We start from the raw sequence: 24287 nt of genomic DNA on the forward strand, positions 1-24287 counted from the left end.
TTTTCTATGAGACTGATTAAAATAGAAGATACCAACGAAATAAAGCCATTCAATTGCGGTGACGACGACTTGAATGGCTTTTTGTTGGAAGATGCCCGCTATTACCAAGAGCAATTGATAGCCAATACGTTTATAATGGAGGACGAGGAAACGACAATCGCCTTTTTCAGCTTGCTTAATGATAAGATTTCCCAGACAACCATTGACAGAACCTTTGGCGCAAGTTGCGTAAATTTTTTCCTTATAGAAAGCATTTGGGCAGTTATCCGGCTGTCAAGATAGGCAGACTGGGCGTAGCGACCTCTCATCGTGGCGAAGGTATCGGCACGGACATCGTTTCCGCCGTAAAGCAGATGCTTATCAACCGGCAGTCAGTATCCGCCACTCGTTTCCTCACTGTTGACGCATATCTTTCGGCTGTTCCTTTTTACGAGAAGAACGGTTTTCGTCTGCTTCTGAATACGCCCTGTGAAGATACCCTTCCCATGTATTTCGATTTAATGCAACTTGTCAAATAAATCGTATCTTTCCCCATAGCATTCCTATTCTCTTATTTTCCGCCCTCAATTCCATTCTTTACAACAGATGGAATTGAGAGGCGGTTTCCGTTTTGTCTCGGCAGGACAAGATGAGCCGGAAACAACCTTCCCGAACCCGTTCGAGGAAGTAAAGCAAAAGGAACGGAACCTATAAATCAAACCATAAAAAACGAAAGTATTATGGCAATTTTAGTAAAACCCATTCAGCGTCCCAATCCGCTCGACAAGGATGCCGCCAAGAAATGGTACGTAGTACAAGTGACCACCGCACAGGTGGACGAAAGCCCGTGCAAGTGAGAGCAGAGCCAAACTTGTTTGAGCTATGCCGAATGCAGCCGGGATTGCGCGAAGTGAACCCCAAGTAACAACGGGGGTATTGTATTAGACAGAATGTATAGACTTTAGACAGGTCAGCCCTGTTCAGTCTGAAATAGCATAACGCTCTTTGACGTATTGGGAAAAGGAATAATGGAAACCATGTTCCATTTTGGAACACGTGGCTAATGACGAAAATCTTCAACTGTCTGGGATTTCCGAACAGTTGGCAGTTTGAGCAAAATTTGCCTATACTGCCGTCCTTTCTGAATTTGCGCTAATTTGGCAAAAGTTACGGACTAAAGAATGTTAATACAACGATAGGGATACGCCGTTTTCTTCAATGAATTTGGTGGGTTAAAATAATGGAAAGAAAGCAATGACAATTGGCTGACAGACAGATAAAATATAGTACCTTTGTCCTCTTGAAAAAATAAAAACGATATAAATGGAGAATCAAGGAGAAATCATACTCTATCAGCCAGATAGCGAAGTGAAGCTGGAAGTGCGGCTGGAAGAGGAAACGGTGTGGCTGACACAGGCACAGATGGCAGAGTTGTTTCAAACCACGAGAAACAATGTTACCCTGCACATTCGTAACATATTCAAGGAGGGTGAATTGGTCGAAAATTCAGTATGTAAGGAATCCTTACGTACTGCCGCTGACGGTAAAAAATACCGCACAAACTTTTACAACCTTGATGTGATAATATCTGTCGGATACCGAGTTAAGTCGGTAAGAGGCACACAGTTCCGCCAATGGGCGAACAAGGTACTGAAGGAATATTTATTGAAAGGATATTCAGTGAACCAACGGTTAAGTAACCTTGAGCACCGGGTGGAAAGCAAGTTTATAGAACATGAAAAACGTTTAGACAGGATAGACGGCAAGATAGACTTCTTCGTGCGCACCTCGCTGCCACCGGTAGAAGGCATATTCTATGACGGCCAGCTGTTCGATGCCTACAAGTTCGCCACAGACCTGATACGGACGGCAAAGAAATCCATCCTGCTGATAGACAATTATGTGGACGAATCTGTATTGCTGATGCTCAGCAAGCGAAACAACGGAGTGAAAGCCGACATCTATACGCAGACAATAAGCAGCCAGCTTCAACTGGACTTGAACCGCCACAACAGCCAATACCCTCCAATAAAGATACATGTCTACAAAAAAAGTCACGACCGCTTTCTGATAATAGACGGCACGGATGTGTATCACATCGGAGCCTCATTAAAAGATTTAGGAAAGAAGATGTTCGCCTTCTCCAAGCTGGAAATTCCGGCGAAAGCCATTACGGACTTGCTGTAAGTCCCCGTTTCATCCCCATTATTCCGCCTTGTTTTTGCAATCCGATGTTGCCAGAGCAAGGCGGTTTCTTTTTCCCAAACATCGAAGAACACAGAAAATAGTGAGACATTAAAACGATATAACAAGCCTATGGCAACAGATGACAGACACAGCGGCACGCTCCGCACAGACTATGAGACCGACCCGGCGCAACTGCACGGACTCCCGGCAATGGAAAGCAACTGGCAAAGGCTGCTGCACCGGTTAGTGCGCTACAGCAAAGGATTAAAAATCCTCATACTTAATACAATCGGATTGCAAATCCGATTGAACGAAAACAGAATATACAGACTTTAGCCAGGTTAGCCCTGTTAAGTCTAAAAATAAAAAATGTTCTTTGACATATTGGGAAAAAGGAATAATGGAAACCATGTTCCATTTTGGAACACGTGGCTAATGACGAGAATCTTCAACTGTTCGGAAATTGCGCTAATTTGGCAAAAGTTACGGACTGAATTTGCAATGTGCATTTTTGCACATTGCTTCTTGATGGCAAAGTCTGTTGATATATAGGTTTCATTAATTGCTCGTACAGCCTTGAACTGACAAAAGAGGAAAGAACAATGGTTATCGAAAATTTCGATAACCTTATAACCCGAAATGATAAATGTGTTCTTTGACATACTGGAAAAGAAAGGAATAATGGAGAAACTAATAATCCGAAGGTAATTGTGTAGAATTCGACACAATTAAAATGAACCCACCGAATTGAGAGGATTAGAATTACCCGTGAAAACAGGATGTAATGTCTTTATTTAGAGTTATCTTTGTACACGTATTAATCGCATATAAAGAATATGGCTAAAATTTCAGTGTTGAATACGGACATAACCGTGCTAAATTATAACGACCACGACTACATCTCGCTGACAGACATGGCGAGTGCCAAAGATGGAGATAGCCGCGCCGCTGACATCATCAAAAACTGGATTCGCAACAGATATACCATTGAGTTTCTAGGTACGTGGGAGACGATTCACAATTCCGGTTTTAAAGTGGTCGAATTTGACCACTTTAGAAAGCAGGCGGGTCTGCCGAGTTTCGTCCTGAGTGCGTCTGAATGGATTGAAAGAACCAATGCCATCGGTATCATAGTCAAAAAAGGACGATACGGTGGCACATACGCCTACAAGGACATCGCTTTCGAGTTTGGTACTGCCATCAGCGTCCCTTTCAAACTCTATCTGATAGAAGAGTTCCAACGGCTGAAAGAGCAGGAACAGGCACAGATAGGCTGGAACGCAAAACGAGAACTGTCAAAAATCAACTATCGCATCCATACCGATGCCATCAAGCAGAACCTCATTCCGCAGGAGATAACTCCGGCACAGGCCTCACGCATCTATGCTAACGAGGCCGATGTGCTGAACATGGCATTGTTTGGAATGACCGCATTGGAATGGCGCGATGCACACCCGGACATGAAGGGCAATATCCGTGACTATGCGTCCATAAACGAACTGATATGTCTCTCGAATATGGAAAGCCTGAATGCTGTGTTCATTCAAGACGGGATTTCACAGCGTGAACGGCTTATCCGCCTGAACCGTATCGCCATACAGCAGATGCAGGTGCTGGAAGATATGACCGGCCGCAAGCTGTTGAAATAATTGCCGGTAAACAAGATATTTGGTCTCTATTATTCCGCTTTCCTTTTGCGACACATCGCCGCAGTGGGAAGGCGGTTTCTTTTTCCCAAACTATCGAAGAACACAGAAATAGTAAGACATTAAAACGATATAACAAGCCTATGGCAACAAACGACAGACACAGCGGCACGCTCCGCACAGACTATGAGACCGACCCGGCGCAACTGCACGGACTCCCGGCAATGGAAAGCAGCTGGCAAAGGCTGCTGCACCGACTAGTGCGCTACGGCAAAGGGCTGGAGTATCGCGATGACGACGGACAGGAAGGCACGCTTGCCCCCCCTGCTGGAGAACCATGTGCTGACCGTGGTTGCCGACCTCATGCGCAAACGGCTGTCCGGCTATGACGAGAGCTTTGCCGACGCGCAGGGAACCACCGGAGAATCGGAGTTTCATGACAAGCTGGAAACCGACATCAGAAGATGGACGGCACGGCTGGAGGCGTTTATCGACAAGAGCTGGAGGACGGGACTGAATGAAAGCCCCGCCGTGACGGTTGCCGCCCAACTGAGGGACAGTCTGAAAAAGTCGCTCCCGATGGAGGACGAAGCGGAGAAGCACGGATATTACCGTATGCTGCGCACCGTCAGGTCCATACAGGAACATGCCGGTTACTATCTGGAGCAGATAGAGAACGGCGGCGATGTGGACGGGGCGTTGTCGCTGCTCATTGCCTACGTAAGAAATTATTGCAGCCTTGCAGATGCGTTCAACCAACGCCTGGCAGAGCTTCCCTCTTTCTACCGGAATGAAATACTGCACGTGAAGCCGGAGGCTGTCATACAGGACCATGCCTATATCGCAGTCCGTCCGACAAAGAGATTCACCCTGAAAGCCAGACAAGGATTCATCGCCGGACAGAATGCCGGAGGCGAGGATTTGATTTACCGGACTACCCAAGACGAGACAGTCAGCCCCATGGAGTGCGCGGAAGTGGATGCCGTGTACCTCCTGAAAAACGGAAACACCACCGGCATACGCAGACAGACCATCCGCCCAGAGGATACGGCAGCCGCCGAAACGCTGTTCGACCCGGAGCAGGGCGAGGTGCTGGCTTTCGGATGGCAGATAGAATCCTCCATGTTCATCCTGAACGAGGGCGAACGAACGATAACCGTCTCTTTCGGCATCAAAGGTGCCCCGACCGACATATTGCCTCCCGACGGACAGGGAATCAAAGGCTTCACCTTTCAACTCAGCGGTGAAAGCGGTTGGGAGGAACAACACGGCGAGTGCTTTGCCCAAGACGGCAAACTATGCTTCCGTATCCCCATCGAACGGGACGGAACCCTGCCGACGGCGTGCAACGAGGAAATACACGGAAAGAGTACGGCCTATCCCGTCCTGCGCATCCTGACAAACGGAGATGACGGGGCATACGACCAGATAAGCCGGATGGAAACCGGCGAAGCGGAGATACGGGTCCATGTGAAGGGAATACGCAACTTCACTTTCTACAACGAACTGGGCGAGGTGGACACCACGCAGCCGTTCCAGCCGTTCGGCATACAGGCGGAATGCGGCGCATGGTTCCTGTCCGGCAACGAGGAAATGGGATTGAAGCCTCTAACCGGGGTGCATATAAAAGGCAACTGGAAGAAAGTGCCCGATACGGAAAAGGGGCTAAACGAGTTGTACAAAGGTTACGATGTGAATGCGTCCTCATTCAAAGTAAGTACTGAATGGCAGGAAAAAGGAGTCTGGAATCCCTGCGAGGGCAATTCCCAACCGCTTTTCAATTTTGACGGGGAAGGGAAACTCCGCCCTGCCGATGTGTTTTTCAATTTTTCGGGAGCAGGGGAATATACGCCAGGCAGCGATTATGAATACAGCCGCGACAAGGACGGATTCTTCCGCGCCACGCTCGTCTCCCCCTCCATCGGCTTCGGCACGGACGAATACCGCAAGCGGTTCACCGACATCATGATATACAACAACCGCTGCAAGCAGAAGGCGCGGAAGGAACTGCCACAAGAACCGCCGGTGCCGGTACTGGCGGATGTGGAACTGGAATACGAGGCGGTGGAAAAGCTGTCCGTCATCCCCCAATCCGAGCTGATAGCGGTTCCGGACGGCGGCGGGACTCCTTTCAAGAGCCGGTTTGCCGACGGGGAAGACAAGGCGCTGTACATCTCATTCCTTCATGCCGGGGGCGAACAGACCCTGCGGTTCTATCTTGACATGGTGATACCTCCGAAGAATATCCCCTACCGGATGCCCGAATCCAGAGACAGTGGTACCGGCCTTGTTTGGGAATATCGGAAAAACGGCGTATGGACGGAACTCCCTTCCACAGCGGTGACCGGCGAGGAGACCTGCGGACTGACGCAAAGCGGACTCATCGTAATCAGACTGCCCGAAAAGATTACGGAAAACGACAGCAACCGGGACGGAAAGGTAGTGTTGCGCGCTTCGGTGAAAGGCGACACCAGTTCCTGCCTGGCCATCCGCAGCGTATGGACGAACCACATCCTGCTGACGGCACAGAACGGGGACGGACAGCCGCTGCCTGCCGGAACGATACAGCAGATGCCGGAGGCGGACGGGCGGATAGAAAGTATCGTCCAGCCCCTGCCCGGATTCGGCGGCAGACCTGCCGGAACGGAAAGCGGCCTCTCGGCACATCTGACCTCACGCATCGGCAACCGCCACAGGGCGGTCAACGCCGGAGACTATGAGCAGATACTGCTGGAACACTTCCCCGAGGTGGACAAGGCGGTCTGTATCCCCTGCACCAGAAAGGAGAAAAGAGAAGTGCGCCTGGTGGCCTTCAGCCGCTCGGCGGATGGGGAATACTATCTCTCACCGTTGTGGAAGCTGACAGAGATGCAGCGGATGATGCAACGATACGTCCCGCCGTTTGCCGGATTGAAGGTCATCAATCCGGCATATCAGGAAATGAAGGTAGTCTGCAAGGCGGTATTGCGTGAGAAAGTGCGGGACGAGGGCAAGGTGGTCCGTGACCTCACCGTACTGGCACAGAACTATCTCGCCCCCTGGAAGCGCAAGGGGGAAATCCCCGAACTGCAACAGAGTTTCTCGTACAAGGAACTGCATTCGCGGATGGCCAATCACGAGAACCTGCAGGCGATAGCAGAGTTGTCCGTCGATAAGACGAGCCTTCCGGCGGTGGACTTCGACAGCAGGGACATCATCCTGAAAGGTGAGAGACCCTGGAGTGTATTGATACCTAAAATAGAAATCATCCTGCTTTCTCCCGACTACGGCATCGACAGTACCGAGATAGGAAGCAGTTTCATCATAAAATAAAAAAGCTTATGGACAGAGACATCATCAGACAGAACAGGGAGGAGTTGAAGAAATATTTCAAGAAAGGCTGCGTGCCCACGGAAGAGCAGTTCGCCGGACTGATAGACTCCATGGCGAACATCGCCGAGGATGGGCAGGTGGAACAGACCGCCACCGGCTGGGCCTTCTACCCCGCACAAGCCGGAAAGCTGGACATCAGACTGTTTATGGATAAGCCGGAAGACGGAGCAAGAGCCGCATGGACAATAAGCGTGACGAAAGACAAGCGGCTGGTCATCAGCAACGAAGACGGAGAGACGGTCGTCGGGATTTCGCAAGACAAGACGGTGACACTGCCCGGTGGCGGCGGAGCGGAACCCACGCCTGCCGTTGAGGACGGATATTTCACCATCCCCGCCGACAGGAAGTGGCATGATGCGCCTGTCAGTCCCGCACAAGGGGATGCGGACTGCCGCGTGTTCCGCATCCACGCCTCCTGTACTGACAATGTGGGGCTTTGCCGGCTGACACGCGCCACGGCGGTATGGATGAACAATGTGGAGCAATGGATAGAATCGCCGCAGAAGCACTGGTGGGGATGGTCGGGCAGCATCCGGCTCCGCTGGAACGGAAGTTCAAGCCTGCAGATACGCACGAAGAGACGGCTGGGCGGCGAGGTGCGGTGCAGGATTGTGGAAGTGTACAAGGCATAGTAAATTAAAAATTAAAGAAGAATGGGTGAAGAACGGAAACAGCCATTTATCAGGCAACAGGCGGAGAGCGACGAGCTGTTCTCACGCCTGCAGGCGCGGACACTGGAGGAGGTGCAGCGGATGTCGGGGAACGTGTGGACGGACTTCAACGCGCACGATCCCGGGGTGACCCTGACGGATGTGGCCGACTATGCGCTGGCGGAACTGGACTACAAGCTCGGCTTCCCGATTGCCGACTATCTGACAACGGAAGACGGGACATTCCGCCCGGAACGCTACGGACTGCTGCCTCCCGAAGAGGTCTATACCACCACCCCCGTCACGACGGAGGATTACCGGCGGTTGCTGCTCGCCCGCCTCCCGGAGATAGAGAATGTGGCGGTGGAGTGTGATGATGAAACGGGCGGATACAAAGTGAGCTTCACGCCTTCCCCTTTCGAGGAGGGGAACGAGGCCGCCATCGTGAAGCGCATCAAGGAGATTTACAACAGCCACCGCAACTTGTGCGAACGGCTGAACCATGTGGCGGTGGTGCTGCAGGACAAGCTGGAGTTCCAGGCCGAACTGGAACTGGAGCCGGGATGCGACGCTACACTGCTGCTCGCCCGGATATACGGCACGATACTGCATTACCTGTCGGGAACGGCACACTTCTGTACGGAGGAGGAACGCCTGGCCTCGGAACTTCCGCCGGAGGAATGGCTGGAAGGCTCGGAGGACGGCACGCGTATCATCATGGCAAGCCAACAATATACGGAATACGAGCTTTACAAGAAACTGCGCGGACTGGACGGCATACGCGCGTTCAGCATCTGCTATCTGATGAAGGACGGCAAGCCGCAGAGCGACTTCTCGAAAGGGTATGGCCTGGAAATCCCGAAAGAGAAGGACGAACTGAAAGTGCGCATCCGTTGCGGACAGACGGAGATGCCCGTGGACATCGAACGGTTCGGAAACCTGCTGCGTACCCTCTATTATACGCAAGGACGCATCAACAAAGACGTGTCCCCAAAGGTATGTGACTGGGACGGACCGGAAGCGAACTACCGGGACATCTTCGCACAGGCTCCGCTGGCCGGGGACTTCCCCCTGTGTTACCGCCTGACGGAGAACCGGGAGAAGCCCACTTCGTTCGAGGCGTATCTGAAACTGTATGACCGGGTGATACAGAAAGGCCTGGACGAGGTGGAAAACCTGCCGCAGGCACTCTCCATTGAGGAGGAAGAAGCGGAACGTCCGGCGGCAAAGGGCCTGTACAGACTAAAAAGCCTCTATCTCGACTTCCTCGACAATCTATACGGAGTGGAGAGCCACCCCGGATGGCTCAACGAGTTCGACAGCTATGGGGAAACACCCCACGAAACCCTGCAACGGCGTATGGCTTTCCTGCGGCATGCGGCTTATCTGACCAAGAACCGCCCGAAGGCGAGGGACATCACCTACCCCCGTTTCGAGGACAACGTGCCCGTGGTGAAGGAATGGTTCTGCCTGATGCTGGGAACGAACGGAAGCGAGGACCGTACGGTGGGGAACGTGCTGCCCGGCTACAATCTGAGGTTCATCGAGGAGGAGAAAGGGGAAAGCTGGTCGGCGGAAGCGGAATCCGCACTGATTGACGAGCGGATGCTGGATGCCGACAAGGTGGAGAAGATAGATATGGACAAGGCGGAAGAAGAGGAAGACCCGCGTGACGACTACACCCGCCTGCGCCAGGACCTGCCGATATTTAACGAGAACAAGATAAGCCGCGACCTTTTCCGCAACGGCATCCGGCTGGACAACTACCGGATAGTGAATGCCGGCCGGGGCTACTACATGCTGGTGTTCCATAACCGGGAAAGGAAGGGCTGGACGAACCTCGGACGTGACCGGGACAGGAATAAGCTGAACGCGCTGGCAGTAGTCCTGCGCAGATTCCTGTGGAAGCTCAACAGGGAGTGCGAGACCCTCTATGTGTTCGAACCGGTGCTTCTGGACGAGAGCCGGCCCTTCGAGCTTGACCTTGTGCTCCCGTCATGGACCTGCCGTTTCCACTCGGCACGCTTCCGCGAGATGTGCGACGGATTGTTACGGACCATCATTCCGGCCCACCTGACTTACCGCCTCTACTGGCTCGACCAGCAGCAGATGATGGAGTTCGAGAAATGCTACAGGGGAATCATGATGGCGATGGGAAACAAGGAGATGTATAAATACAAGATGGTGTTGTACAGGAGCATGTGCGACCTGCTTGAAAAAGTAAAATAAGGAAAAGGCGGGATAATGATAAGCATTGACCATCTGTCGTTTGATTTCGTCATGGATGACGAACGGTTCGCGCAAGGATTGTATGCGGACTGGGACAGCTTCTGCCATACCTGTCTTGAGAATATAGTGGAGGAATGCCTTTCCGTGTATGACAAAGACAAGGTGCTGCACGAAATAGAAAAGCTCGACCTTGACTTGGGCAGCATTCCGCAGGAGGATTTCTATTCGGAATTTCCAAGGAGGTTGCGCGAGGAACTGATGAAAGCGTTGCCTTACTTGCCATCCGCACCTGCGGATGGGAAAGAAGCGACAACGGCGGAGGCGCGTTTGGCCAATCTGCTGTATTATCTGGAATATGGAATACAGAAGACTGAATGGACTGACATGGATTTTGACCTTTCAAGAGAACTTGAAAGCGTGGCTGGACCGGATAAAAGCTGTCTGGAAAAGATTGCCGGCCTATGCATGGCAAACGAGTATGTATTGAGACGGATTTTGTTGCAGACAGACCATGCCGCCATGCTTGTCCGCCTGTATTCCATCGCCATGGACCGGACTTTTTCCGTAAAGGACGGGAAACGCCGCTTCATGGAGATTTTCTTGGAGATACAGCCGGATGTCCCCATGCGCTTTATCCACGAGACAGAGGAGGACGGGCGGCTGCACGGTATGGCGGAACTGCTCGGCACCCGTTCCGTACGCAAGATTATGGAGGAGGAAGCCGGAGAGCACGCCGAGGTGGACCTGCCACCCTACTGGCATTACCTGTACGAATGGCTTATCAAATATTACCCATATAATGGGGTCGCCATATTCGGCGGTAAGAGTGACTTCATCAGCCACCTGCACTACCGGCTGCTGACCTTTGTCCGCAAACGTAACCATACGCTCTACCTGTCAAAGCCGGAACTGACCGCAGCCTTCCTGTTGGAAGTGTTCGGAGCAACCTACTACAAGGAGGTGCTGAATGCGATATACAATATGCAACCACGCCGTGCCGACGGTTCGCCTGCGTCTGACGGATATTACAATCTTCAACTTTATCGTGTATTCATGCAGTTGTCGCTGCTGGCTTTCTCGCCCGGCATGAATATTTCAGGAGATGAAACTACTGATGAAACCGTTTCAGTGGAAAAGATGGTTTCTTCGCTGACAGATTTCAGCAGGAAAAATGTAAGCGCCTTCTTGAAAGATGCAAAGCGAAGTGACGCGGACAAGCGAATGTTGATAGCCATAATGGTGCGGCAAAAACCGGAGGCTTTTATCTCATGGCTAAAAAGCGAGGTCACGGATGATGGTGAACTGATAGCTATTGCTGCAAGACTGATGGATGAGAGGACATGGAAACGGTTGCTTGCAGCCACATCGTTGGCGGCGATGAAAACGATGGATGGAGTTGTAAGGTATCTGTCTGGTCTTGTTAAAGATAACAGGCTGGCGGACGGATTATCCCACGAAAGTTTTTCTTTTGCATTCCGTAAAGCGGTGCTGCTTTGGATAAAAGGCAACGACTATGCCCTTCTCGGTTATGAAAAGAGTAAGTCCTTGTTGCAATGGATGCACAAGGAAATAAGCGGAACAACCGGCAAGAATGATGAGACGGTGGTTGAGGAATGGATGAATGAACTTCATTTGTCGGAAAACAAGGCAGAAGCTTTTGAGTCTTTTGACATGAAAGACGATGAGGAAATAAAAGAAAGCATCCGACGGCTCGGAATGCTATTGGCTGCTGGGAATATTTCTGAGACGGTGAAACGGAGGCTGATTGTTTCTTTTCTGGAACAGCATAAGGACAACTATGAGAATGTAATAGAAAAACTGTATGGACAAGGCGTTTTGGCAAGTGCAATCAATCGGATCAGCATTTCTGCAACGGAATCCGTCATCAGGCGGATGGTTGTCCGCCACATCGGGACGGAAGAGGCGGAAAAATTGCTGCTGTTGATTGACCGGTTATTTGCCGAGGGAAACGCGGTTTCCGCATACCTGCAAGACAGCTCCCTGACACTGAGCGTACAGGTGCTCGTATGGCTGGCAAAAGAAGTAAAAGTACAAACAGGTATGGCAAGTCCGTTCCCGATACTATCCTCTCTTTTTCTAACTGCCTTGTTCGGAAAGGAAAATGTTTCTGCGGCAACAAAATGGTTATTATATGGAATGGCTGGAGACATTGCGGCTGACGGAATGAAAGAGGACGAGACTTTTGAACTGATGGAGTTGCTGTCTTATACCGGTGGTTTCCGTGTGCGTCGTACCATATCCGTGTTTGAACAATGGTCGCAGCATATCAAGGTGCATTCAAATACTGTTCAAACACTGTTGGAAAGTGATTGGAATACCTCCGACGGCTTTATGGAATGGCTGGAAAGTACCGAGGTCATTGCCGAATCCAAACGCGAGCTGTTGCAGGCACTGGCACGGGAGAAGCCGCAGGAACTGATCATGATACTCCGTAAGCTGCCACAGAACGAAGAAGCGGTTTCCTTTATGTCAACCTGTATTCCTACAGAAATGTTGTCGGGCGTAGTGGAAAAAGTGGATGCGAAACAGGCTCTGTTGCTTGCACGGACAGTGGACTGGTTGCAGAAAGAGCGGGGATGGTTCGCTTTCCTCTCTCATACCAACTTGTCCTTTACAACCGCGTTGTCGGAAGCGTTTCTGCTGTTCATGCAGGACGAAGACACTCTAAGGGGAAGGAATCTGACGGAGCAGGAAGTGGTCGGGAAGTTCCTGGAACATCTGTATTATGTATATACAAGGAGAACGGACTACAACGACAATAAGGAATGGAAGCATTTGCAGGACGAAGTGACCGATGGACTGGGCTTGGGAGGCAAGGATACTACAGCACTCCCGTCATCAGAGGACGCGACTTCCGAAAGACTGCTGGCTGAATACAGCCGGTTGAATGATGCGGAACTATATCAACTTGTAGCTGGCGTATTGGATAAAGAGCCGGAAGCGTTCGTTAAACTGTCAGAGAATAATTCTGATACGGAATTTATTCGGTGTATATCCCATGTGGCGGACAAGGCAATGCTCAGACGTATGATAACCGTGCTTTCTTCCGTATCCGGATTGGGGAATCCTACCGCTTTTATAAAATTGATGGAATGGCTGGGTATCCGGTCGGCTGACCGGATATCGGCAACGAACATGATGAACGCTCTTCTGCTATGGACAGGCACTACGGACTGGAAAAGACAGAGCATCCGGCAGATGACGGTCTTCTTCCTGTCACACCTTTATGGAAGTGAGGATGCTACCGGCCTTCCTTTGGAAATGCTTACGGATGACGCTCTGCCCGAAGAGGTACGGAAACGATTGCTTCGCGGCTATATGCGTTCACGTCCAACGGAACTGTTGAGCTATATACAAAGATTGGCGGCACAAGGCAGGCTGCCGTTGGATAAATGGACGGAATGGACCGAACTTTCAGAATGGCTGTGCCTGGCGGCAAGCGTGTCCCTCACCTTGGAGGAACTGTTGCGGCAGGTCGTTGGATATCTGGAACAAAGCAAGTTGGCGGATGAAGCGACGCTGACATACGGAGTGGCAACATACCTTGCGGAAAATGATGCCGTAAAGTTCGCCTATTATGTAGATAAAATGGAAGTAACACACTCATTCGTGCTGTCGCTTCCTGTCATACAAAATATAACTGAAAATAAAAAAGAAGAAATTATGAGTAACATGTTGGAAAGTCTGGGGATAACCCCGGAAGAAGAAAGAGTATTGGAGAGTAGCCAGGAAGATGAACTGGAGGTGACACTTGTCGGCAATGCCGGACTGTGCCTGCTCTGGCCTTGGTTCCCGCGCCTGTTCTTCCTACTTGGTTATCAGGACGAGGAGAGAAGAAATTTCAAGGACACCGCATCAAGAATCCGCGCCGTGTTCCTGCTGCAATATTTAGTAAACCCAGAAGAAAAAGACTACCGGGAGCTGGAACTGGCCTTCAACCGGCTGCTTGTCGCCCTGCCCGCACAGGTTCCGCTGCCGAAACGGGTAGAATTGACGGACGAAGAAAAAGACATGGCCGACAAAATGCTGGCAGGCATAAAAAACAACTGGTCGAGAATGGACGGTACATCGGTAAACGGATTCCGTCAGAGCTTCATCCAGCGTGACGGACGGCTGGAACAACAGGACGAGAAATGGTTGCTGACGATTGAAAGCCGTGCGTACGACATCCTGCTCGACACCATCCCATGGGCATTCCGGCAGATACGTTTCCCATGGCTGAAGAAATACATACAGGTATCCTGGCATGAGAAACAGAGATTTTAATCGGATTATCCATTATAAAAATAGAAAATATGGAAGCAGAGAAAGTATATCAGGAAAAGACGGCACGCACCCTCCAGCAGAAGCAGGACGGTGGCGGCGCATTGCAATTCGTTGACAACCGCAGTCTGAATGCCGCATTGCAGCGTGTGGGCGAAGATGAAGAGGACGATACGCTGCAAGGAAAATTTGACGGAACCATCCAACGCGAGGAAGAGGAGGACGAAGCTTCACAGATGAAATCGGACACTACTATGCAACAGAAACCGAATGAGACCGGAATGCCGGACAATCTGAAAGCCGGTGTAGAAAGTCTGTCCGGCTTTGCGATGGACGATGTGCGGGTGCATTATAACTCGGACAAACCTGCCACCGTGCAGGCACTGGCCTACACACAGGGAACGGACATACACGTGGCTCCCGGACAGGAACAGCATCTGCCCCATGAGGCATGGCACGTGGCACAACAGATGGCGGGACGTGTGGAACCGACAACAGAAATAGGCGGAATGCCTGTGAATGATAATGCCGGTTTGGAACATGAAGCGGATGTGATGGGTGCAAAGGCTAACAGTCTGTAAATAGAAAAGGTATGAATGATTATATTGTCTGGTTCAACCAAGTTCTGAGGGTTGCCATACAGCTCTATTTCGAGCAAGAATGCGAATATACCTCACTGGCGGAAGTAAAACCACCTGCCAACGGCTGGATGGAGGAAAAGACAGGAGTACAGCAGATAACCTTTCAGGAACGGACAGTCGTGATGCTGGCCCTGATGCCCCATGTCTGTCCGCAGGCATTGGACATCTTCTTCGTGCAGAACAAGAACTTCGACCGCCAATATACGGAGTTCGGCGGCTGGAAGGGACTCTCGCACGGAGGCTTCCTGCCTACAGGCGAGACGGCCTCGTTCATCATCGCCGGAGAGGATGTGGAGAAACGGAAATCGGTAGTCAGCATGTTCCAGAAAGACCACTGGTTCTACGGCAGAAACATCCTCCGGCTGGAAGGAGCCAACGAAGGTGAGCCTTTCCTGAGCGGACAACTGAGGGTGTCGGAAGAATTCCTCAGCCGCGTGATGCTTGATAAGGAGTACAAGCCGGACTATAATATAGGCTTTCCTGCCAAGCGCATAACTACGGCACTGGAGTGGGAAGATATGGTCGTGGATTATCAGGTCGCTTCCGAGTTGGACGAGATATGCACATGGATAGAATCAGGAAAAATCATAATGGATGATTGGGGGCTGTCCAGATTCCTAAAAGCCGGTTATCGTTCGCTGTTCTACGGTCCTCCGGGCACAGGAAAGACGCTTGCAGCCACCTTGTTGGGTAAAAGGAACGGAATGGATGTTTATCGGGTGGACTTGTCAATGATTGTATCGAAATACATTGGCGAGACGGAAAAGAATCTTGCCCGCGTGTTCGACCTTGCCGAGAACCGCAACTGGATTCTCTTCTTCGATGAGGCGGACGCGCTGTTCGGCAAGCGTACCTCCACGAACACCTCCAATGACCGCCATGCCAACCAGGAAGTGGCTTATCTGTTACAGCGTATAGAGGATTTTCCAGGCATCATCATCCTGGCGACGAACCTGCGCTCGAACATTGACGAGGCGTTCTCCCGCCGCTTCCAGTCGGTCATTTATTTCCCCATGCCCACCGAGGAACTGCGTGCCGAACTGTGGCGCAAGATGCTCCCTTCCGACTGGTTGGACTGGTTGGACAATGATGCTGAAGAAGTGATAAATATGGCAGCCCAGACAGAGCTTTCAGGTGGCTCCATAGCCAATGTGGTGCGGCGGTGCGCCCTGTATATAGTCCGTTCTGGTACCGGGCAACTTGATAGAACAATATTGAAGGAGGCGTTGGAAAAAGAGAAAATGAAAGTCTGATTATATTTTTAATAGAAATTCAGTGGGAATAGTTCCGTTTGTTTTCAAAAACTTCCGTTCTTTATTTTATTAGGAATAAAAGCTGATCTTTTAGGATTGGCTGATGAAGATGCCTATGATGCGGCGGAACCTAACACAATGACATATATACGTGCAGGCTTATGCCACCGTATGTGTAGCAGGATGTGATTGATGTTACCGGTTTCCGTGGGAGAACCCGGCTGGCCCCATGTAAACCAGCGCAATTCAGGCATAAAAAAAGAGAGTTACTTTGATGTAACTCTCTTTTTTCAAGTGATCCGCCTGGGTCTTGAACCGAGCGGTTCACAAGTCTTAAAATCAATATTTTAGCGTACCACAGTCTTTTAGGGGGTACGAATTAGACACTTTTTTCAAAGAACATTTGGCTTCCCTTGTCGGTATTGTGTCTGCCTTTATCTTCGGTTCAAAGATACAACTTTATTTTGAAACTCGCAAATCATTGATAATAAATGTTTTTAGGTTAGTGCAAGGTGCAAGCTATATATATAGATATATACTTGCACCTTGCACTAAAAAATTGTCCTTATTGTCCCCTATGTTTCTTTCTAAAATCAGTAGGGTTGCAATCTTTGTATCTCTTGAATAGCCTATTCAAATGGCTTTCATCCGTAAATCCCAGTTCTTCCACAATTTCGCTGATTCTCATTTCACTGTGTAAAAGCCGACTTTCCACCATTTTCATCTTATAGTTTAAGATATACTGCTGCATAGTTTCGTTGGTCTGCTTTTTGAAGTACCTCCCAAGATAATTAGGGGAAATGCCAAAATGCTGGCTTATCGCTTTGGTTTTTATCTTTTCGGGATAGCAAATGTTGGATTGGATATATTGCAAGATGTTCAGTGACTTTTCTTCCGAATTTTCATTTATCTGTTCTGGCAGGAACATGGCAATGTTGCGGGCGACAACAATCACAATCGTATTGATTAACTGCGTAATAATTTCACTGCTGTATATGTTCCTGTTCACATATTCACGGATAATCGCTTCTATCATCGGCTTTACCAGCAATTTATCGGTTTGATTGCGCAATATACAGCCGGGACGGTGATTGGCGTGTTGCAATATAAATTCCAACCGTTGAATATTCTCCGTTCCAAAGACAGCCGAATGGATGTAAATGTCATTGAATTTTATATAAACAAACTTAGTGGTAGTGTGAATGTCGAAAGAATGTATGTCACCGGGAGTAATCATAAAAAGATGTCCGTCATGATACGGAAATTTGTTGTTGTTTATCCACTGAATACCTGTTCCTGATAGAATATAGACCAGTTCAAAGAAAGTATGGTCGTGTTCCTTTAATTGCGATTCGTCCAGTTCACTGAAACAGATTTCAAACGGTTGGTGTAGATTTTCCCTTTTCATCTTATGATTTTTTGTTATTTGGGTGTAAATATACAAATAAAAAGAAAAGTAATACATATATTTACACTTGAATATGTATAACTTTGCCACAAACAAAATAAATCAGTAACTCTTATTAGGATTAGGTATGAAGAATGAACTGGAAAAATGCTTGTCAGGCGAATGGTACGATTGCCATGCTCCCGTATTTATGGGGTTTAAAAGAAAAACGCATGAGTTGTTGCTGAAATACAATTCTTTGTCGTATGAGTGTAAGGAAGAGAAGTATGCCATACTGAAAGAAATGTTTGAAAGTATCGGCAAGAAAGTTTCAGTAGGACATTCTTTTATCTGTGATTATGGCTGTAACATCAGCATAGGTAACAATGTCAGCATAAACACCGGATGCACCTTTGTGGACTGTAACAAAATCATTATCGGCAACAATGTATTGATAGCCCCCAATGTGCAAATCTATACGGCTACCCACCCTGTTGATTTGAATGAGCGGCTGACACCGACAGAAACGGAAAGCGGGACAGCATATATCCGTCACACGTATGCCCTGCCTGTTACCATTGAGGACGGTTGTTGGATTGGCGGCGGTGTCATTATCCTGCCGGGTGTTACTATCGGTCGGAGAAGCGTTATCGGGGCGGGAAGTGTTGTCACCAAATCCATTCCGGCAAACAGCCTTGCCGTAGGAAATCCATGTAAAGTAATTCGGAAAATCAATACATCCATATAGCTATGATTAAATTAGTCGCTTTCGATTTGGACGGCACGATAGGCAATACCTTGCCAATGTGCATACAGGCTTTCAAGAAAGCCACACAACCATATATCGGACATAAATTGTCGGACGAAGAAGTGGTTCATACTTTTGGCTTGAATGAAGAAGGCATGATTGGGTGTGTCGTTGATGAACCCTATCGACAACAGGCATTGAATGACTTTTATGTGATTTATAAGGAACTGCATCAGGAAATGTGTCCGACACCTTTCGAGGGAATACGTGAGTTGATAGCCTTGTTAAAGCAAAAGGGTATCATTGTGGTGCTTGTCACCGGAAAGGGGATGAACAGTTGTGATATAACCTTAAAGCAATTCAAGATGAAGACTTGCTTTGCAAAGGTCATTACGGGAAATGCAGAAAGGAACATCAAGTCGGAAGCATTGAAAGGTCTCTTACATGATTATCATTTGGCTGCAAATGAAATTGTATATGTCGGGGATGCGCTTTCAGATATAACGGAGTGCAGGAAAGCCAATGTGATGTGCCTGTCTGCCGCTTGGAGTATTCCACAAAATGAAGTGACAACCTTAGAAAGCAGTAACCCTAAAAATGTATTTTGTTCGATACCGTCCTTATCTGATTATCTCTTGGCATCAGATAATAGAATAACTTTGCATACTGACAGATAATGTAAAAAATAGCTGTATGGATTTATACCGTGAATATTCTCCATGTTCCCAACTGTCTTCATATATAGATAAGTATTGGGTATTTAAGGGTAATGTAACAAAAGGTACTCGCTTCAACATCCTACCGGATGGCTGTACTGATTTTGTATTTACATTGGGTGGGTCTCTGAATACGGTGGAAAATCCATTTTATATTCGTCCGTACCGTTCCTATTTTGTAGGGAACATGACGAAATTTTCAACATTGGTAGCAGAAACAGATTGTGTACACCAATTCGCTATCCGCTTTCTTCCATGTGGTGTCGCTTCTTTCATTCGGCAACCGTTATATGAACTCTCAAATACAAGAATACATACAGCTGACTTACAGACAATTTTTACAGATACTCTAACCGATATTTTATGTGAAAAAGAAACCGTTGAAGAACAAATTGCTTTCATTGAACGATTTTTGCAAAACTACCTTTACCGCAATTACTATGAAGTTGATAAAAATATTCGCTATGCGGTTAGGCAAATAGACCTCTCTTATGGGGTATTGCCTATTCAAAATCTTGTTGATAAAATCTGTCTTTGTCAACGGCATTTTGAGCGGAAGTTTAAACAATTCACTGGATTTACACCCAAAGAATACAGCCGTATTGCGCAATTCAAGAATGCAATAAACCTGTTGAGAAAACCAACTTTTGACAGCTTACTGTCAGTTGCTATCTATTCCGGTTACTATGATGTTCCCCATTTGTCACGGGAGGTAAAAAGACTTTCAGGGTGTACACCAAACTCTTTTCTTGTTGTTCCACAAGACGAAGATGTTACTCTGACGTATGTTTCGCCATAAAGTCGTTTTTATACAACAGAACAGATATCCATAGTAGTAATTTTGCAAATTCATAGAGACAAATAATATAGTAGCATTAGAAAACAAGTAGTAAATATGAAACAGAGAATTTGCCAAAGCTGTGGCATGTCCATGCCCACTGATGATTTGTTAGGAACTCACGGTAACGGATGTTTGTGTACCGAATATTGCTGCCACTGCTTCCAAAAAGGATTTTTCACCAATAATTCATTGGAGGAACAAATCGAACTGAATACCCAACCCGAAAGTCTGGCAGCATTTAACAAATCGTCGGGATGCCATTTTACCAAAGAAGAAGCTATCGAAGGGCTACGGAAGTTCCTGCCTACGCTTAAACGCTGGATGCCTATCAGACAGCAGGCTGAATGGGTACTTGAACAATGCGGCTACATCACACTTTCCACTATTAGTGAAAATGGTTATCCTCGTCCGGTAGCTATCGACCTATTGCGCCATACCGGTATATCAACTTTATGGATGACAACAGCTTTATCCACAGAAAAGGTAAAACATATCAGACAAAATTCAAAAGCCGGAGTTTGCTTTGTTCACGAGGCAGACAGTGTTACTCTAACCGGAAAAATAGAAATACTTACTGATGCGGAAACCCGTCAGAGCTTTTGGCAAGACTATATGCTGCACTATTTCCCGCAAGGTGTAAACGACCCGGATTATTGCATTCTTTGTTTTCATACGGAAGAAGCAGTTTTGTGGATAGACAGGAAATTTGAGCGCATCGTGTTATAATGTAGCATTCTTGTTTTCGTATGAAAAGTTTGTCTTATCATACGAAAACAAGAATAGCTATTTAGGGTAACTTTTTCTCTGGCTTATTCCGTATATTTGCTTTCAAATAAGAGAACTATGGATATAGATAACGAAAAGAAATATTGCCAAAGTTGTGGTATACCATTAGACATTGAGGGTATTTCAGAATATGGAACAAATTCTGACAGTACGTTCAATCAGGGATTTTGTTCCTGTTGTTTAAACTCCGGCAAATATCTTTTTGATTTCTCAATGGAATACCTCATTTATCTTTGGGGGCTTTTCCCTGATTCCTATAATCAAATTGCAGGTACGAATTATAACAGCGAGGAATTAAGAAATGTTTTATCCAACAGATTGCCTAATCTAAAGCGGTGGAAGCAAAAAATAAACACTGCCCATATACATTATGCCCTTATAATAAATGTTCAGGAATATATCAATCGGCATTTATTTGAGGACTTAAACTCTGACAAATTATCTCGTGTCGCTTGTATGTCGATATATCACTTTCGGAGAGTATTCAAAGATGTTGTGGGAGAGAATGTCGGTGATTATATCCAGAGGTTAAGGTTGGAATATATTGCTTTCAAACTTATTTCAACAAACACAAGGGTATCGGAACTGCTTGAACAGATAAATTTTCACAATAAACACACTTTGTCAAGGGCATTTAAAAAGCATTTCCAAATGTCTATTCCTGTTTTCAGGAAAGCATATTCAAATGTTGCTTGTGAAAATAAGATTATAAAACAGCCTGACTGTTCAATAAAGAGGATTAAAGAATTCAAAGTTGCATATTTGAAATTTGAGCGAACACATAGAAATAAGCAAGGATATTCTACTTTGTGGGGTCAGATAATAGAATTTGCCAAGAAATACAATTTGGCAGATAAAGGTTTCAAATACGTTAGTATCAGTTTGGATAGTCTTGATATTACGGAAATAGATAAATGCCGATTTTTGATAGGGGTAACTGTTCCCTATTCAATGGAAATCCCTAAAGGCTTTGGGACTTTGAACATACGAGCAGGGTTATATTCTGTATTCAACATAAAAGGGAACTACCAAGAATTAAACAAAATTTACCGGAATATTTACCTTGATTGGCTGCCAAATAGCAAGTATCGTTTAAGAGAACAAATGACTTTTGAATTATATGCCAATACTCCCGATAAAACCAGCACGGAAGAATTAATGACAGAAATTTATTTACCCATTGAAGCAAAACAAAAGATAAAATGAAAAACGAAATAATTCAATTTTTAAGAGAGAATATCATTGGCAAAACATTGCTTACTGGTGCAGTTTATAAATTAGAGAATGGAAATTTGGAAGGCGTGTATAACGATAAAATGACATTTTCAAACTTGGTGACAACAGAAAACGGCTTTAAGTTCAACATGACAACTGTCACCCAAGAGCAGGTTTACAATTTGGATGATAAAGGAGCAAGAACCACCATAGCCAAAGATTATACAGGAACAAGTGTGTTTTGTTATGAATTGGCAATGCGAAAAAGCACAAAGCAAATCACAGGTTATATGCGCTGTGTTTCAACAACAGTTCAAGATTCCACAATGGAAGCCGTAGTTTGTGGAATATTTGATGTGACTTTTGACGGGAAAGAACTGAAATGGCAAGAAAATCAGTTGCTATATAGAGATAATCCCATAGGGGAAGATAAATATAAACCAGTCGCCTTTCATTCCAAGGTTCGTTTTTATCTTGATAACGGGAAAGTCATATTTGAATATTTGCCAACGCTTTGGGATATATCCCCTGACACATTGGAAAAAAGATTGTCTAAAGATGATTATCCTCCTTATATATCAAAAGAACAGTAATCGAATGAAATGAAATAAATAAAATGAACTACTTATACAATGAAAGAAGAAGTAGATAAGATATTAGAGCAAATAGAGGTCGATATATCAGAAATCGACCTCTACGGCTATGATATTATCGAAACTTCTCTTTCAATGGTACATAAGTTGCAAAGCATACTTAATGATTTAAGGATGAGAGTTCAAACCTATGTCTTTCCAACCAAAGAGGATGAAATACTATTCTTCAAGATGCAGAAACCGGAAATACTTGCCCGATTATTATTCTTCTATAAGATTTATCGGATAGAAACACAATGTCCTAATGGTAGCGATGAAGTAATTAGAAGTTATATCAATCGGGAACTGGATAATCTGACCTATTTCTTCAATCGCAACTTGGACTTTTACCAATACTACCGTTCACATTCAACGGTGTACGATGAATATTATTTTGTTCGTGGGAATGCAGATTTACGCTTATGCACCGATAGCGCACAATTCGACAAAGACCCGAATTTTTCAACCGGATATGACTATAAAGTGGCTAAGATTATAGCCAATGAAATGCTGCGTATTTATCTGAACAAACGATTAGTGAAACTGGAAACTAACAATCAGATAGAAGACAATCTTCAAAAGTATCTGAAATATCCTTTCCGTTTCACGGGTAAAAAAGTCTTTTTGATAGAATTAGGGTATGCCCTTGTATCTGCGGGCGACATCAATAACGGCAATGTAGAAATAAAGGAAATGATGAAATTTCTTAGTACGGTATTTCAAGTAGATTTAGGCGATTACTATGCTTCTTATATAGCCATGAAAGAGAGAAAAGACCGGACGGCATATCTTCATCATCTTATAGATAGCCTGATTAAACGGATGAATGAGGATGATATGAAATGTTAGCACAACAAATAATTACAAAAAGCATTGTTGCTGTATTTCTATAATTCAAAATGCAACACTTCTACTTTTTCATTTGTTGGGAGTGAAAGAAAAGCATTGGGCGTATTGCCTGAAAGTCTTTTTACTTCCCTATATAGGTGCGGTGTATCATAATATCCCGCTTGGATAGCGACAGACAAAAGGTTATCGAATGAAGTATTGGATTTTAAAAGGTGAATAGCGTTCCAAAACTTGATGATTCTACTATATTCTTTGGGCGAATAACCTGTGTAAAATTTAAACTTCCGCTCAAATTGTCGTAGGCATAAGCATGCTTCTGTTGCCAACTCCTTAATCGAAACAATACCTTTCTGCCTACTAATCAAGGAAACAGCATAAGATATTTGCTTTTCTGTGTCCATGTTGTTTTTGTACACTTGTCTAACCAATTCATGTTCAATAATATCAATCGGATTTTGATTGGATTCGCAGAGTTGATATATGAAAGATTGACTAAAAAGAACTGGAAATTCTTGGCTGTCAATCCCTTGATTTGCCAATTCGTTTAACGGAATCTCTATAAATTGAAAAAGTCCGCATGGGCGAAACCGTACTCCTATAATATGAATGAAGTTTGTGTGAGCAACCAATTCTGTAAATGTATTCATCGGTCCAAAGAAATAGGAATGATAAGGTTTCATTATCAGGCTATCCCTGATGCAATCTGCGGCATTGCCCACGATGAAAACAAAGTCAGAACAACCATGAGGTGGAATGTTGAATTTCAATCCACTTCTTGTTTCTCCTTTATATTCCCAAAAGTGATAGATAAAAGGAGCTAATACGCTACATGGGGAATACTCTTTATACATATAACAAAGATAATTATCAAC

21 protein-coding genes are annotated in these 24287 nt (G+C 46.4%); 19 read left to right on the top strand and 2 right to left on the bottom strand.

Going from position 1 to position 24287, the window contains the following annotated elements:
- Positions 1–6 precede the first annotated feature (6 nt).
- The 12 genes from QYT14_RS13160 to QYT14_RS13215 all read left to right on the top strand — a co-directional run bounded on the left by QYT14_RS13160 (position 7) and on the right by QYT14_RS13215 (position 16241).
- Positions 7–282, top strand: a complete 276-nt coding sequence (locus tag QYT14_RS13160) for a hypothetical protein (protein WP_288325792.1) — start codon at positions 7–9, stop codon at positions 280–282.
- Positions 255–518, top strand: coding sequence for a GNAT family N-acetyltransferase (locus tag QYT14_RS13165; protein WP_288325791.1), 264 nt, complete (start codon positions 255–257; stop codon positions 516–518). Before QYT14_RS13160 ends, QYT14_RS13165 begins: the two co-directional genes overlap by 28 nt.
- A 201-nt stretch (positions 519–719) precedes the next feature.
- On the top strand, positions 720–836 hold the full coding sequence (locus QYT14_RS13170; RefSeq protein ID WP_288325790.1) for a DNA-binding protein: 117 nt from the start codon (positions 720–722) through the stop codon (positions 834–836).
- Positions 837–1302: 466 nt separating this feature from the next.
- Complete coding sequence (gene rhuM, locus QYT14_RS13175) at positions 1303–2166, top strand: RhuM family protein (protein ID WP_288325789.1); 864 nt, start codon at positions 1303–1305, stop codon at positions 2164–2166.
- 129 nt (positions 2167–2295) lie between these two features.
- Positions 2296–2502, top strand: coding sequence for a hypothetical protein (locus QYT14_RS13180; protein ID WP_288325788.1), 207 nt, complete (start codon positions 2296–2298; stop codon positions 2500–2502).
- 500 nt (positions 2503–3002) lie between these two features.
- Complete coding sequence (locus tag QYT14_RS13185) at positions 3003–3815, top strand: KilA-N domain-containing protein (RefSeq protein ID WP_288325787.1); 813 nt, start codon at positions 3003–3005, stop codon at positions 3813–3815.
- 696 nt (positions 3816–4511) lie between these two features.
- On the top strand, positions 4512–7124 hold the full coding sequence (locus QYT14_RS13190; RefSeq protein WP_289307567.1) for a hypothetical protein: 2613 nt from the start codon (positions 4512–4514) through the stop codon (positions 7122–7124).
- 8 nt (positions 7125–7132) lie between these two features.
- Positions 7133–7816, top strand: a complete 684-nt coding sequence (locus QYT14_RS13195) for a hypothetical protein (protein WP_286156704.1) — start codon at positions 7133–7135, stop codon at positions 7814–7816.
- 21 nt (positions 7817–7837) lie between these two features.
- Positions 7838–10063, top strand: a complete 2226-nt coding sequence (locus QYT14_RS13200; protein ID WP_286156705.1) for a hypothetical protein — start codon at positions 7838–7840, stop codon at positions 10061–10063.
- Between the two features lie 15 nt (positions 10064–10078).
- The gene (locus QYT14_RS13205) at positions 10079–14350 is read left to right on the top strand and encodes a contractile injection system tape measure protein (protein WP_286156706.1); all 4272 of its coding nucleotides are present in this window, start codon (positions 10079–10081) and stop codon (positions 14348–14350) included.
- Between the two features lie 29 nt (positions 14351–14379).
- Positions 14380–14928: a DUF4157 domain-containing protein gene (locus QYT14_RS13210; RefSeq protein WP_286156707.1), complete on the top strand. Its 549-nt coding sequence runs from the start codon at positions 14380–14382 to the stop codon at positions 14926–14928.
- Positions 14929–14939: 11 nt separating this feature from the next.
- Positions 14940–16241, top strand: coding sequence for an ATP-binding protein (locus tag QYT14_RS13215; RefSeq protein WP_286156708.1), 1302 nt, complete (start codon positions 14940–14942; stop codon positions 16239–16241).
- Between the two features lie 565 nt (positions 16242–16806).
- Here QYT14_RS13215 and QYT14_RS13220 read toward each other — a convergent pair.
- Positions 16807–17649 carry an AraC family transcriptional regulator gene (locus tag QYT14_RS13220; protein WP_008772036.1) on the bottom strand — a complete coding sequence of 281 codons (843 nt, stop codon included), beginning with the start codon at positions 17647–17649 and terminating at the stop codon, positions 16807–16809.
- A 127-nt stretch (positions 17650–17776) separates the two neighbouring features.
- Here QYT14_RS13220 and QYT14_RS13225 point away from each other — a divergent pair, with 127 nt between their 5' ends.
- The 7 genes from QYT14_RS13225 to QYT14_RS13255 all read left to right on the top strand — a co-directional run bounded on the left by QYT14_RS13225 (position 17777) and on the right by QYT14_RS13255 (position 23415).
- Entirely contained in the window at positions 17777–18376 is a 600-nt protein-coding gene (locus QYT14_RS13225; RefSeq protein WP_288325785.1) for a sugar O-acetyltransferase, read from the top strand.
- Positions 18377–18378: 2 nt separating this feature from the next.
- Positions 18379–19053: an HAD hydrolase-like protein gene (locus tag QYT14_RS13230; protein ID WP_008772034.1), complete on the top strand. Its 675-nt coding sequence runs from the start codon at positions 18379–18381 to the stop codon at positions 19051–19053.
- Positions 19054–19069: 16 nt separating this feature from the next.
- The gene (locus QYT14_RS13235; RefSeq protein WP_008772033.1) at positions 19070–19891 is read left to right on the top strand and encodes a helix-turn-helix domain-containing protein; all 822 of its coding nucleotides are present in this window, start codon (positions 19070–19072) and stop codon (positions 19889–19891) included.
- A 96-nt stretch (positions 19892–19987) separates the two neighbouring features.
- Complete coding sequence (locus QYT14_RS13240; protein ID WP_083790421.1) at positions 19988–20659, top strand: pyridoxamine 5'-phosphate oxidase family protein; 672 nt, start codon at positions 19988–19990, stop codon at positions 20657–20659.
- 117 nt (positions 20660–20776) lie between these two features.
- Entirely contained in the window at positions 20777–21925 is a 1149-nt protein-coding gene (locus QYT14_RS13245) for a GyrI-like domain-containing protein (RefSeq protein WP_008772031.1), read from the top strand.
- On the top strand, positions 21922–22527 hold the full coding sequence (locus tag QYT14_RS13250) for a hypothetical protein (protein ID WP_286156709.1): 606 nt from the start codon (positions 21922–21924) through the stop codon (positions 22525–22527). Before QYT14_RS13245 ends, QYT14_RS13250 begins: the two co-directional genes overlap by 4 nt.
- 39 nt (positions 22528–22566) lie before the next feature.
- Positions 22567–23415 (top strand): RteC domain-containing protein, encoded by an 849-nt coding sequence (locus tag QYT14_RS13255; RefSeq protein WP_008772029.1) that lies wholly within the window; start codon positions 22567–22569, stop codon positions 23413–23415.
- Between the two features lie 38 nt (positions 23416–23453).
- Here the strand turns inward: QYT14_RS13255 and QYT14_RS13260 are convergent, their stop codons facing one another.
- The gene (locus QYT14_RS13260; RefSeq protein WP_008772028.1) at positions 23454–24266 is read right to left on the bottom strand and encodes a helix-turn-helix domain-containing protein; all 813 of its coding nucleotides are present in this window, start codon (positions 24264–24266) and stop codon (positions 23454–23456) included.
- Positions 24267–24287: the final 21 nt, after the last annotated feature.

This window comes from uncultured Phocaeicola sp., from assembly GCF_948499155.1.
GTDB classification, from domain to species: Bacteria; Bacteroidota; Bacteroidia; order Bacteroidales; family Bacteroidaceae; genus Phocaeicola; species Phocaeicola faecalis.